The 13127-nt window shown below is 60.9% G+C and carries 8 protein-coding genes; 2 read left to right on the top strand and 6 right to left on the bottom strand.

The genetic code is table 11. The annotated features are described in order from the left end of the window. Positions 1-39: 39 nt before the first annotated feature. The 3 genes from QCBJ_RS28050 to QCBJ_RS28040 all read right to left on the bottom strand — a co-directional run bounded on the left by QCBJ_RS28050 (position 40) and on the right by QCBJ_RS28040 (position 3472). A complete protein-coding gene (locus QCBJ_RS28050; protein WP_064052678.1) occupies positions 40-831 on the bottom strand; it encodes a CPBP family intramembrane glutamic endopeptidase in 792 nt (263 codons plus the stop codon). 78 nt (positions 832-909) lie between these two features. Further along, entirely contained in the window at positions 910-1809 is a 900-nt protein-coding gene (locus tag QCBJ_RS28045; RefSeq protein WP_046035985.1) for a DMT family transporter, read from the bottom strand. A 52-nt stretch (positions 1810-1861) separates the two neighbouring features. Continuing rightward, positions 1862-3472 (bottom strand): methyl-accepting chemotaxis protein, encoded by a 1611-nt coding sequence (locus QCBJ_RS28040; protein ID WP_371916691.1) that lies wholly within the window; start codon positions 3470-3472, stop codon positions 1862-1864. Positions 3473-3876: 404 nt separating this feature from the next. Between QCBJ_RS28040 and aceK the strand changes: the two genes are divergently transcribed. Next, positions 3877-5607, top strand: a complete 1731-nt coding sequence (gene aceK, locus QCBJ_RS28035; RefSeq protein ID WP_064052855.1) for a bifunctional isocitrate dehydrogenase kinase/phosphatase — start codon at positions 3877-3879, stop codon at positions 5605-5607. Positions 5608-5694: 87 nt separating this feature from the next. Here the strand turns inward: aceK and QCBJ_RS28030 are convergent, their stop codons facing one another. The 3 genes from QCBJ_RS28030 to QCBJ_RS28015 form a co-directional block, all read right to left on the bottom strand. Then, positions 5695-6270 carry a hypothetical protein gene (locus QCBJ_RS28030; RefSeq protein WP_102062023.1) on the bottom strand — a complete coding sequence of 192 codons (576 nt, stop codon included), beginning with the start codon at positions 6268-6270 and terminating at the stop codon, positions 5695-5697. 499 nt (positions 6271-6769) lie between these two features. Further along, complete coding sequence (locus QCBJ_RS28025) at positions 6770-8008, bottom strand: hypothetical protein (protein WP_145994254.1); 1239 nt, start codon at positions 8006-8008, stop codon at positions 6770-6772. A gap of 23 nt (positions 8009-8031) precedes the next feature. Beyond that, positions 8032-8682, bottom strand: coding sequence for a hypothetical protein (locus tag QCBJ_RS28015; RefSeq protein ID WP_102062020.1), 651 nt, complete (start codon positions 8680-8682; stop codon positions 8032-8034). 371 nt (positions 8683-9053) lie between these two features. Here QCBJ_RS28015 and hrpA point away from each other — a divergent pair, with 371 nt between their 5' ends. After that, the gene (gene hrpA, locus QCBJ_RS28010; RefSeq protein ID WP_102062019.1) at positions 9054-12965 is read left to right on the top strand and encodes an ATP-dependent RNA helicase HrpA; all 3912 of its coding nucleotides are present in this window, start codon (positions 9054-9056) and stop codon (positions 12963-12965) included. Positions 12966-13127: the final 162 nt, after the last annotated feature.

The raw sequence follows: 13127 nt of genomic DNA, 5'->3' as shown, positions 1-13127 counted from the left end.
GGCCGGAAAACGCTTTTATTTAACTTAATTTTGCAACAATCACCCGGCCAGCATCGGGTAGGTAAACAACCCGAAGTGAAGCAGATTCAAACCAAAGTGCGTGGCAACCGCCGCGCCCAGGCCACCAAAGCGATAAGCCAAGCCATACCCTACGCCGGCGATGCTCGCCAGCAGCACCCAGTGCCAGCCCGCCCCGATGTGCACCAGACCGAACACGAGCGATGCCAGCAACAAGGCGAGGTTCTCGCCGTAAGGCAGGTGTTTGAAGCGTCGGCTCAAGCCGCCCTGTACATAGCCCCGGAACAAGGCCTCTTCCACCAGGGTCACCAACAGCAGGTTATTGAGGACCCACAGCCACGCCTGTTCCGGCCATTTCGGCGCCCAACTGATCACACCCAGCAAGGTGGCGCCGCCCAGCGCGGCGATGGCGGTGAGGGTCAGGGCCAGGGCGGCCACGCAGATCGACAGGCGCAGCGAGCGCCGCGCCACGATCCACGGGCAGGCCAGCAACAGCCAGAAGCCAATCAGCGGCTTGTCTTGGTTCAAGTACATCGAGAAGGGCACGGCATCGTCGGTGAAACGCTGCGGGGCAATGCCGCGCCCATTGTAGAAACCCGGCAGCCAATGCATCGCCAGGCTCAGCGCGAGTACGATAAACAGCCCGTGGCCGAGGTAGCGCGCCCAAGGCGTACGTTGCTGGCGGACCGCGTAGCCGGCGATCAGCAGCAGCGCGATGGACACGCCCGCCAGCATCCCCAGTTGCCCGTAGATCAAGGCCAGCAGATAGCCGATGGAAAGAAGCGCCAGGTACAGCCAGGGCAATGCGATCATGGGGAGTCCTTGGAAAAATCTGGGCGGCATTATAGCGAGCCGTCCCTGGGGGCCACATGAAAACTCCGGCAAGCCCGCTCACCCCAAGCGCGCTGACAGTCTCTTCGGGCGTAACACCAACCACAACGCTCCCGCGATCAATACCCCGCCATACAGGTGCGCCATCGACAACGGCTCATCCAACAGCAACGCGCCCCACAGCACGCCGAACGGCGGGATCATGAAGGTCACGGTCATCGACTTCACCGGCCCGATGGAGGTCAGCAGGCGGAAGTACAGGATGTAGGCAAACGCCGTGCACACCAAGCCCAACCCCAGCAGCGACAACCACACCTGCCACCCACCCCAGCTGGCGGGCGGCTGGCTGACGGCGCTGTAAGCGAAGAGCGGTAACAGGAACAAGGTGGCGCCGAGCATGCTGCCCAGGGCAGAGAGGCGGCTGTCCAACCCTCCGCGCTGATCCAACCAGCGCCGTGCGAGGAACCCGGCAAAGCCGTAACAGGTGGTCGCCAGCAAACACGCGAGCGCGCCCATCAGCAATTCCAGGTCAAACGCCACGGGCCCCGCGCGGGTCAGCACGCCCACGCCCAACAGGCCCAGGCAGACGCCGGCGACTTTCGACGGGGTCAGGCGTTCGCTGAAAAACAGCCCGCCGATCAATACGCCCATCAATGGCGTGGTGGCGTTGAAAATCGCCGAGTAACCCGCCGGCAGCACTTGGGCGGCCACCGAATACATCGTCGCCGGGATTCCGGAGTTGATCACCCCCAAGAGCAACACCGTCTTGAACTTGCCCTGGAAGTCCCATTTCACCCGCATGGCCGCCAGGATCACCAGCAACCCGGCGGCGGCAATCGACACGCGGAAAAACGCCGTCGGTAGCGTGCCGATCTCCGGCGCGATGATGCGCATGAACAGGAAGCTCGCCCCCCAAATGGCGGCGAGCCCCAGCAAGTACAAGGTGTCCACAGGTCTCACGGAAAACTCTCCTATCAATAAGGCGGCGAGTGTTGCACGCCGCTTTCATTGATTACAGGACAAACCGCGTCACCAACCCATTCAAATCCACCGCCAAGCGCGACAACTCCTGACTGGCTGCCGAAGTCTGGGTGGCGCCGGCGGCGGTCTGGGTAGACAGGTCGCGGATGTTGACCAGGCTGCGGTCGACGTCGCGCGCCACCAGCGCCTGCTGCTCGGCGGCGCTGGCGATCACCAGGTTGCGCTGGCTGATCTGCGAGATGGCGGCGGTGATTTTTTCCAGCGCGCTGCCGGCGCTGTTGGCGCGTTGCAGAGTTTGGCCGGCGTGATCGGCGCTGCTGTTGAGGGCTTCGACGGTGTCTTGGGTGCCGCGCTGGATACCGACGATCATCTGCTCGATTTCTTCGGTGGAGTCCTGGGTGCGTTGCGCCAGGGAGCGCACCTCATCCGCCACCACCGCAAAACCACGCCCGGCCTCACCCGCGCGGGCGGCTTCAATCGCCGCGTTGAGCGCCAGCAGGTTGGTTTGCCCGGCGATGCCGCGGATCACTTCCAGCACCTTGCTGATGTCCTGGGCCTGCACCGCCAGGCCTTCGGCCTTGTTCGACGCACCGAGCACTTCGTCCACCAGGTTCTGGATCGAGCTGATGGTCTCGCTGATCTGGTAGTGACCGTGCTTGCTGTCCTCGTCGGAAGCCTGGGACGCCTCGGCGCTGGACACCGCATTGCCGGCGACTTCGTCCACCGCCGCGCTCATTTCGGTGACGGCCGTGGCAGCCTGTTCGATCTCATCGTTCTGCGCCTGCAGGCCACGGGTGCTTTGTTCCATCACCGAACTCATCTCTTCGGCAGCCGACGCCAGTTGTTGCGCCGACTCGCTGATGCCGCGGATGGTGCCTTGCAGCTGCGCCTGCATGGTGGCCAGGGCGGTGAGCAACTGGGCGGGTTCGTCCTTGCCGCTGACGGCGATCGGCTGGCTCAGGTCGCCGCCGGCAATGGTGCGTGCCACGGTCAGCGCCTGGCCGAGCGGGGCGGTGATGCTGCGGGTCAGCAGCCACGCCAGCAGCAAGGTGGCGATCAGTGCGACGACGATGATCAGGCCGACAATCCACTGCGCACTGGCGTACATCTGCGCCGCTGCATCCGCCGCGGCCTCGACGCCGTTCTGGTTGAACACGATCAGGTCTTCCAGGCTCTGGTTGAGCACCGTGCCCTGGGGGGCGAGGCGGCTGGTGAGCAGGTCGATGGCGTCTTGCTGTTGATCCTTGTCCACCAGGGCGACCATCTGGGTCACGATGCTGAGGTAGGTGGCCACATTGGCTTTCAACTTATTCAGCAGCTCGCGCTCGCCATCACTGCTCAGCATTGTTTCCTGACGGTCCAGCAGCCCTTGCAGTTCGCCGCGATGGCGGGTGAGGAGGGCTTTGCTGGCATCGCGCACCCGTGATTCGTCGGTGGTCGCCAGGCGCAGCGCCTCCAGGCGGATGCTGGCCACATAGGCCGCGCTGTCGTGGATGTTCTCGATGCTCGGCATCCATGACTGTTCGATGACCAGCGCACTTTGCCGCAGCTTGGCCATCTGGCCCAGGCCGAACATCCCGACAATTACCAGCAAGCTGGCCAAAACCGCAAAACTCAGACTGGCACGCAGACCGATCTTCATGTTCCTCAATGACATCTCAATGCTCCTTAGGCGATTAGAACCTGTTCCCGGATCGGTCTTCTGACCTTGTTAGGGTGGGAGAGGGCGCGCTGTATATCAAAGTGCCATCAAGGTGGTAATCAGGGTTTCCCTTAGTTGGATCCAACGCTCTAAGAGGTTCATCAAGACCAGCGCGGCGGGCCCTTTGCCTGCCTCAACCTTCCAAGCCCCAGGGTTGAAGGCGTGCAGGTAAAACTCGCGATAACTCACAAGTGTGTTTATTGACCGGATGGTCGACTTTAAAAATTGCAAATAAATGTACGAAATGAACGAACTTGTACAAGCTGGCGTAAAAAATGACCCTTCTCCTGTTTCCGTACACTGGCTAAGCTCAGGGGCTCCAGATGCTCGTCGAGGTTTCCCGCATGTCGCCTTCCGCCCGCGCTATCGCCCAGATGATCCTCGATGGCTTCGACGATTACCGTGAACACTTCCGCCAGATCACCGATGGCGCTCGCGAGCGTTTTGAAAAAGCCCAGTGGCAACTAGCCCAGGCCGCTTCAGCGGCGCGGATCAACCTCTATGAAGAGAAGGTCAATGAAGTGACCGCGCGTCTGCATGAGCACTTCGATGACGCCACATTGCTCGACATTGATGCGTGGCCCGTGGTGAAAAGCGCCTACATCGGCCTGATCGACCTGCGCTTCGACGATGAGCTGTCCGAAACCTGGTACAACTCGATCTTCTGCGGCCTGTTCAGCCACGACCTGATCAGCGACGGTTGCATGTTTATCCACACCACGCGGCCCAGCCTGCGCCGGGCACGGGCCGCGCAGACACGTACCTACACGCCCGCCGGGAACATCCCGCAGATGCTCGCGCAGGTGTTTGCCGACTACCGCTTCAGCGAACCCTACGCGGACCTGGCAGCCGACCTGCGTCGCCTCGAAGTCCAACTGCGGGAAAACCTGCCGGACTGGGTGTGCAAGGACCCGGACCTCAAGGTCGAGCTGTTTTCCTCGGTGCTCTACCGCAATAAAGGCGCGTACCTTGTAGGACGCATCTACACCCGCGACGAACAATGGCCACTGGTCATCCCGCTGCTGCACCGTGAAGGCCAGGGCATCCAGATCGATGCGCTGATCACCGACGAAGCCGAAGTGTCGATCATTTTCTCGTTCACCCGTTCCTACTTCATGGTCGACGTGCCGGTACCGGCGGAGTTCATTGGCTTTCTCAAGCGCATTTTGCCGGGCAAGCATATTGCCGAGCTGTACACCTCCATTGGTTTCTACAAGCACGGCAAGTCGGAGTTCTACCGCGCGCTGATCAACCACCTGGCGACCACCGACGATCAGTTCATCATGGCCCCCGGTGTGCGCGGCATGGTCATGAGCGTATTCACCCTGCCGGGCTTCAACACGGTGTTCAAGATCATCAAGGACCGCTTTTCGCCGTCGAAAAACGTCAACCGCGCCACGGTGATCGAGAAATACCGCCTGGTCAAAAGCGTCGACCGCGTTGGGCGCATGGCCGATACCCAGGAGTTCGCCGACTTCCGTTTTCCCCTGAGCAAGTTTGAACCGCAGTGCCTGGCCGAGCTGTTGGAAGTGGCCGCCGGCACCGTCGAAGTGGAAGGCGATACCGTGCTTATCCGTCACTGCTGGACCGAGCGGCGCATGACCCCGCTCAACCTCTACCTCGACAACGCCAACCCCGCCCAAGTGCGCGAAGCCCTGGAAGACTACGGCTTGGCGATCAAGCAACTGGCGGCGGCGAATATTTTCCCCGGTGACATGCTGCTGAAGAACTTCGGCGTCACCCGTCACGGCCGCGTGGTGTTCTACGACTACGATGAAATCTGCTTTCTCACCGAAGCCAACTTCCGTCACATCCCCGCACCGCGCACCCCCGAGGATGAAATGGCCTCCGAGCCCTGGTATTCCATCGGCCCGCTGGATGTGTTCCCCGAGGAGTTCCCGCCGTTCCTGTTCGCCGACGCCGGCCAACGCAAGCTGTTCGATGAGCTGCATGGCGAGTTGTACAACGCCGATTACTGGAAGGGCCTGCAGGCCGCGATTCGGGCGGGGAAGGTCATTGATGTGTTTCCGTATCGGCGCAAGGACCCGCAGGATGAAGGGGGGCTGTCGACGTGATCGTGGAGGGCATTGCCCACTGGCTGACTGCGGGTGTGCTGCCGTCAGCCAGGGTTGACGGTCAATGATCGCCAATGGCGATGAACGCTAGGCGCCTTCTTTGCGATTTTCTTTGCGGATGTCTTTGAGCCAGGGTTGGCCCTTGCCCAGCGTAGTCAATGTGTCTGTTACGTTGGAGGCGCGGTTTCTGTCAGTAGGGTTGGAGCCACGGGTCTGTACGTCCCGGGCTTGCTTGTAGAGGGATCCCATCTCTTTATTGAATGCCTTATCGGTTTTTTTGTTCTCCCGGTAATCGTTGAATTGGTTGATCGGGTTTTTGCTTCCGGGGCTGACCTCAAGCTTTTTGATCCGTTGTTCCAACAGATTGATAGGGGGTTGGTAGGACGTTTTTGGAAGCGCGGGTGTCGGGAAGTCGACGGGGAGTTTTTCCAGTGCGTCCTTGGTCTTTTTCAGTTGATCGAGTTCTTTTTGCCTGGAGGGGCTCATGGCGGAGTAGGGCTGTTTATCCAGCAGCGGCGCCGATGCGCCAGTGTTGCTTGAACCTTGCATCCAAGAGCTTTGTGTCGAATGGGTTTGAGGCGCAACGTCCTGATGCTTGGTGGCGTATCGGTCTGAGTAATTGTTGGCGCTGCTGTTGGCATAGCGGTCGATGGGTAATGGCATACGAAATCCTTAAGTCACAGTAACGTGTTGAATGGGGCTTAACCGCTGTATTAAGGGCTGTCCATGAAGTTCGTTCCCCGAATGGCGCGGCTTATCGCGTGGAAGTTCGCGATCCTGGTCGCCGTCAGGTTGGTTGCAGGTTCCGACGACTCCCGGTTGTCGGGCGAAGACGATGGCTGCTGTGTATAGGCCGGAGGGAACTCGTATCTGGGAGGGGGCTGCGACTCGTGCGAGCGCGGTTGAGCCTGCATGGCAGCTGAATAGCTCGGCAGGTTGGGGGAGGAAACAGGGGCGTCGATGGGCATAAAGCCTCCGTATCAGGTTGGAATATCCTGGTTGTCCAGACCTCTCTGGATGACTTATTGGGCGCCTGCCAGCGCTTACGGAAAATCGGACTTTTGCTTTTCAACCGTCGGATGAACTGGTCATTTTTTGTAGTCAGAATCTCTGTGGAGTAGCCCCATAAGTCTTTTGCCTACCTGGGTTCATCCCGGCAACGTTAGGGAAGGGACGTGGTTATGTGGTGAATGGCCAGGTGGCTTCTGAGGTCGGTGTAGAGGGTGTGCAAATCGGTATTCAGTTCAGCAATCAGCGCCCGCTGTTTGTTGTCGTCTTTAAGCTGACGGATGGCGGCATGTTTGACATGGGGGTTGTTGGCCGACTGAATCAACGCTTTGAACGCCTGGCGATCCTTGGCGCTGCCGGCTTGCTCCGTGCGGGGAACGGTGTTCAGTTGCACAAAGGCATGTTCGATAACCGCCAGCTCCAGTTTGATTCGCTGATTATTCGGCGAGGTTAAAATCAGCATGGGGTCCATGCCTGCCTCCGAACTGCCATCAAGCCTGCCGTTACGCCAGGCATCGCGTAAATTCGCCAGGGCATTGCGCGCCGCGTTCACCGCTTGTGGCGACAGTTTTTCTCCCACGCCGTTGCGGTGGGCGGTTTCGAGCGTGCGCTCCAGTCGGTGGAGTGTCAGTTCCACCGGTGCAGATTGATGGTTGCGCTCAAGATTCTGCTCCAAGCGTTTACGCTCCGGGGTGAGGCCAACGGTGGTGGTGAATTGACTGCTGCCTTTCAGGCGTCCCGTTGCCCAGGCGTTGCGGTATTCGGTCAGGGCGTTACGTTGCTTGATAAAGATCTCTTCCTCGACTTGAGACAACGGGTGCGGTTGTTGCTTGATGTGAGCATCCAGCAGGCCCGTCTCCTTATCCAGGGCGTTGACGTGTTTGACGGCCTGTTTCAGGTCTTGCGCGGTCAACCTGCTGTTCAGCGGTGCAGGTAGCAGGACGTGGAGGGTGATCGGGTCCAACTCACTGGACGCTGGAGGGGTGGCGGCCGCCCATGCGGCGCGTCGATCCAGCAGGGCGTTGCGTGCTTCCACGCGGGTTGCCAGTTGCTCATTGCGTTGCGCAAGTGCTTGCAGGCGTGTGTTTGCATCCGGTTGCAGGGCAAAGCGTTTGCGGCTTTCCTGGTCGAAGGCCTCAAGCGCCGCGTCGAGCCTTGAAACGTGCATCCAGGCTTGAAGTTGATGCCCTTTTTCCTGTGGCGCACTTTCCGGCATTCGACTGATGGGGCGAAGCAATGCGTGTTCGAGGCTGCGGGTGTTCCCGAGCAGATGACTGTGCCCTTGGTCGACCAGGCTTTTAACCACGGCGCCCTGGATAAAGTGGGTTTGTTGTACCAGTCGGCCCAGGGTGGCGCCGGACTCGGGGGGTGAAAACGGTGTGGGTCTGATCACAGGGGCTTCTCCGGGTGATGGCTTCAGATTCGAGAATTTTTCAGGCCTTCAACCAACCTGTAGACGTCTACCAGGATGTGGTCTGCGTTCAGTGGGTCGGTCAGGTACTTATCCCGGTACTCCGTTTTTGCAACATCCCACAGGTTGTTTATCAATGCTTTCAAAGCGTCCTCCTGCAGTGTTCGCGGGACGGGAGCGCAATGACTGGCCAATTGCGTGCCTATCCGTGATGACCCCGCAAATGCGCCAGCGGCCCAGGCAGACCTGAGCTGATCCAACTTGCGACAAAGCGTCACCACGGTTTGTAAGTCGATGGACGTTCCGCCCTGCTGATCACGCTCCAGCAACAGCGTGCCTAATTGCTCGGCCTGTTCGAGCACAGGGTTGAGGCGGTCCACATGCTTCACCGCCTGCGCCAGCGCCCTGCCTGATAGGCTGGGTGAAAAACTCACTGGATCCTCGTCGATGGAGGGGGTGTTTCCAACCTGTTCAGGCAGGGGGCTGTCCCTGCCCATGGCTTGCCAGTAAGTCGGCGCAAGAGACGATGGCCGTCGTGATTCGAGCTGCCTGACCGAATCCGGATGCGTATCTTCGGCGTACATGCCCAACGTATCGACGTAGGTCTGGGCAGCACGTGCGCGCGGCTCCAAGGCAGGATCCTGCTCCGTGTACATGGGGGCCGCATGCGAGGTCCATGTCGTTGAGAGGGGGGGCAAATTATCTGTTGGGCTTGGCATGACGTTTTTCCGGTGCGGGCAGCGTTGGGCATGAAGGGAGGCGTTTTTTGCGTGCCGCAGTAGAGCGCGCCGGGTCATGGGCAAGCCATATAGAAAACCCTGATGGTTGCGTGCGAAAAGTCATGTAAGGGTGTGGGTTGGGACGTTCCCGTCAGGCTCAAACAGCCTGCCACCCTTGTATGAATCGGTGGTTTTGCGGCTTTGAAATGGCTTGCCTCGTTCACAGCGACTGAAATCTGCGACAATTGCCACCCACGATCACGTCACCGCAGGCTCACCTGCCTCACTAGAAGACCTTTGCGTACCTGATGACTGACCAAGCACCCACTATCGACCAACTGCTCAAAACCCTCGACCACGCCATGCTCGCCGACCGCCACCGCTTGCGCCGGCAGTTGCTTGAGCTGCGCAAGAAACCCGACGAGGAAAAGCTGGCGCAGTGGGTGGCGCGCATGCAGGCGTCCTGCGCGCAGGTCACGGCGCGGCGCGCCAGCCTGCCGGTGATCCGCTATGACGACAGCCTGCCGATTGCGGCCAAGCGCGATGAAATCAAGGACGCGCTGCTCAAGCATCAGGTGCTGATCATTGCCGGTGAAACCGGTTCGGGTAAAACCACCCAGTTGCCGAAAATCTGCTTGGAGATCGGTCGTGGCCAGTTCGGTTTGATCGGCCACACCCAGCCGCGCCGGATCGCGGCGCGCAGTGTCGCCAGCCGCGTCGCTGAAGAACTCGCCACGCCGCTTGGCGCGCTGGTCGGCTATCAAGTCCGGTTTGAAGACCAAAGTGATTCCAATACCCTGATCAAGCTGATGACCGACGGCATCCTGCTGGCGGAAACCCAGAACGACCGTTACCTCGAACGCTACGACACGATCATCGTCGACGAAGCCCACGAACGCAGCCTGAACATCGACTTCCTGCTGGGTTACCTGAAGACCCTGCTGCCGCGCCGCCCGGACCTGAAGGTCATCATCACCTCGGCGACCATCGACCTGGAGCGTTTCTCCAAGCACTTCGACGATGCGCCGATTGTCGAGGTGTCGGGCCGCACCTTCCCGGTGGACACCTGGTATCGCCCGCTGACCCTGGAACAGGACGAGGAGGGCAACCGTGTCGAAGACGACTTGACGGTCGATCAGGCGATCCTCGCGACCCTCGACGAAATCGCCGCTTATGAGCGCAGCGAGCGGCGCAGCCCCGGCGATGTGCTGGTGTTCCTGCCGGGGGAGCGCGAGATTCGCGACGCTGCCGACATGTTGCGCAAGGCCCAGCTCAAGCACACCGAAATCCTGCCGTTGTATGCGCGCCTGTCGCCGGCCGAACAGCAGCGCATCTTCCAGTCTCATCCGGGCCGGCGCGTGGTGCTGGCGACCAACGTCGCGGAAACCTCGCTGACCGTGCCGGGCATTCGTTATGTGATCGACAGCGGTACCGCACGCATCAGCCGCTACAGCTACCGTGCCAAGGTGCAGCGCCTGCCGATCGAAGCGATTTCCCAGGCCAGCGCCAACCAGCGTAAAGGCCGTTGCGGTCGGGTCGAGCCCGGCATCTGCATTCGCTTGTACAGCGAAGAAGACTTTATCGGCCGTCCGGAATTTACCGACCCTGAGATCCTGCGCACCAACCTCGCTGCCGTGATCCTGCAGATGCTGCACCTGCGCCTCGGCGAAATCACCGATTTCCCGTTTATCGAACCGCCGGACGGCAAGGCCATCAGTGATGGTTTCAACCTGCTGCAAGAGCTTTCGGCAGTGGACCGTAACAGCCAGCTCACCCCGTTGGGCCGCCAGCTGGCGTGCCTGCCGGTCGACCCGCGCATGGGCCGCATGTTGCTCGAAGCCGCCAAGCTCGGCAGTTTGCAGGAAGTGCTGATCGTCGCCAGCGCCATGTCGATCCAGGACCCGCGCGAGCGGCCGCCGGAGCGTCAACAGGCCGCCGACCAGGCCCACGCACAGTGGAAAGACCCGGATTCGGACTTCGCCGGTCTGGTCAATCTGTGGCGCGGCTTTGAAGAGCAACGCCAGGAACTGACCGCCAGTCCGTTGCGTAACTGGTGTCGCAAGAACTTCCTCAACTACCTGCGCCTGCGCGAGTGGCGCGACTCCCATCGCCAGTTGAGCCTGATTTGCCGCGACATGCAGCTGACCGTTAATAAAGAGCCGGCGGACTTTCCGAAACTGCACAAGGCCGTGCTGTCCGGCCTGCTCAGCCAGATCGGCCAGAAGACCGAAGACGGCGATTACCTCGGCGCACGTCAGCGGCGTTTCTGGATTCACCCGTCCTCGGGCATCGGCAAGAAGCGCCCGCAATGGTTGATGACTGCCGAACTGGTGGAAACCACCAAGCTGTATGCGCGCATGGTCGCCAAGATCGACGCGGACTGGATCGAGCCGCTGGCCGGGCACCTGATCAAGAAAAACCACTTCGAACCCCACTGGGAGAAGAAGCGCGGCCAAGTCGTGGCCTTTGAGCAGATCACCCTGTTCGGCCTGATTGTGGTCGGCCGCCGGCCGGTGCATTACGGGCCGATTGACCCGGTGGTGTCCCGCGAGCTGTTTATCCGCGAAGGCCTGGTGCGTGGCGAGATCCAGTCGCGAGCCAAATGCCTCACGGCCAACCAGCAGTTGCTGGAACAGCTCGACGAACTCGAAGCCAAGGCGCGCCGTCGCGACATCCTGGCGGATGAAGAAACCCTGTTCGCCTTCTACGATGCGCGCTTGCCGGCGGAGATTCACCAGACCGCGACCTTCGACAGTTGGTACAAGGTCAACAGCCAGAAAGACCCGCAACTGCTGATCATGCGCGAGGAAGATGTGCTGGCGCGCGAAGCCAGTGAAGTCACCGCCGCGCATTACCCGGACACCCTGCACCTGGGCGACCTGGAACTGGCCTTGAGTTACCACTTCGAACCCAACCACCCGCGTGACGGCGTGACCCTGCGCGTGCCGGCTCCGTTGCTGCCGGCCCTGCCGCCGGAGCGCCTGGAGTGGCTGGTGCCGGGGGTGATCGAAGCCAAATGCATCGCCCTGGTGCGCAACCTGCCCAAGGCGCTGCGCAAGAATTTCGTGCCGGTGCCGGACTTCGTCAAGGCCGCCCTGCAACGGATCGAGTTCGGCCAGGGCTCGTTGCCCCAGGCGCTGGGCCGTGAATTGCTGCGCATGACGGGGGCGCGGGTCAGCGATGAAGCCTGGGCCGAAGCCGCGCAGCAGGTCGAAAGCCACTTGAAGATGAACCTGGAAGTGGTCGACGGCGAGGGCAAGTTCCTCGGCGAAGGCCGCGACCTGGCTGAACTGACGGCGCGCTTCGCCGAGGCCAGCCAGGCCGCGTTGGCCGTGCCGCAAACCGCGAAAAGCCAGCAGCCGGTCGAGGCCAAAGTGTTTGCGGCGGTGGCGGAAAAGACTCAGCAGAAGATCGCCGGGCTGTCGATGACGGTGTACCCAGCACTGGTGGAAGACAACGGCACGGTCAAGGAAGGGCGCTTCTCCACCGCCGCCGAGGCTGAATTCCAGCATCGCCGCGCCTTACAACGCTTACTGATGCAGCAACTGGCGGAACCGGCGAAGTTCCTGCGTGGCAAATTACCGGGTCTGACCGAATTGGGGCTGATGTACCGCGAACTGGGGCGCATCGATGCGCTGGTGGAAGACATCCTGTTGGCCAGCCTCGACACCTGCGTACTCGAAGGCGAAGCCAGCCTGCCGCGTGATGGCGCCGGTTTGGCGGCCTTGGCCGAGCGTAAGCGCGGCAGCTGGACCGAGCACGCCGAGCGTTTGGCGCGCCTGACCCTGGAGGTGCTGAAACTCTGGCACGGCCTGCAAAAACGCTTCAAAGGCAAGATCGACCTGGCCCAGGCCGTGGCCCTGAACGATATCAAGCAGCAACTGAGCAACCTGGTGTATCCCGGTTTTGTGCGGGAAACCCCGGCGCAGTGGTTCAAGGAGTTGCCGCGTTACCTCAAGGCCATCGAATTGCGCCTGGAGAAACTGCCGAGCCAGGTGCAGAAAGACCGGGTATGGAGCAGCGAGCTGGGCGGGCTGTGGACGCAGTATGAAAACCGCCTGAAAAAACACGCCCAGGAAGGCAAGCGCGATCCCCAGCTTGAGCTTTACCGCTGGTGGTTGGAGGAATACCGGGTCTCGTTGTTTGGCCAGCAGTTGGGCACCAAGGTGCCGATTTCCGATAAGCGTCTAAGCAAGCAATGGAGCCTGGTAGAGGCCTGATATTTACACGGTTTCCAGGGCAATACAGGTCCAGTGTGGGAGGGGGCTTGCCCCCGATTGCGGTCTGTCAGTAAAGGATGTGTTGACTGGCCCACCGCTATCGGGGGCAAGCCCCCTCCCACAGATAGCGCCAAATTTCGACGTTTGTGGCAAACTTCGCGG

Origin of the sequence: Pseudomonas sp. QC2 (assembly GCF_002859085.1) — a bacterium.
Lineage (GTDB): Bacteria > Pseudomonadota > Gammaproteobacteria > Pseudomonadales > Pseudomonadaceae > Aquipseudomonas > Aquipseudomonas petroselini.
The sequence above is the reverse complement of the archived record's forward strand: the minus strand, read 5'-3'. Positions and strand labels throughout refer to the sequence as shown.

What these genes read in the sequence shown, in the direction of transcription:
- QCBJ_RS28050 (WP_064052678.1), bottom strand. Translation starts at nt 831, where the DNA reads ATGATCGCATTGCCCTGGCTGTACCTGGCGCTTCTTTCCATCGGCTAT.
- QCBJ_RS28040 (WP_371916691.1), bottom strand. Translation starts at nt 3,472, where the DNA reads ATGAAGATCGGTCTGCGTGCCAGTCTGAGTTTTGCGGTTTTGGCCAGC.
- aceK (WP_064052855.1), top strand. Translation starts at nt 3,877, where the DNA reads ATGTCGCCTTCCGCCCGCGCTATCGCCCAGATGATCCTCGATGGCTTC.
- QCBJ_RS28030 (WP_102062023.1), bottom strand. Translation starts at nt 6,270, where the DNA reads ATGCCATTACCCATCGACCGCTATGCCAACAGCAGCGCCAACAATTAC.
- QCBJ_RS28015 (WP_102062020.1), bottom strand. Translation starts at nt 8,682, where the DNA reads ATGTACACGGAGCAGGATCCTGCCTTGGAGCCGCGCGCACGTGCTGCC.
- hrpA (WP_102062019.1), top strand. Translation starts at nt 9,054, where the DNA reads ATGACTGACCAAGCACCCACTATCGACCAACTGCTCAAAACCCTCGAC.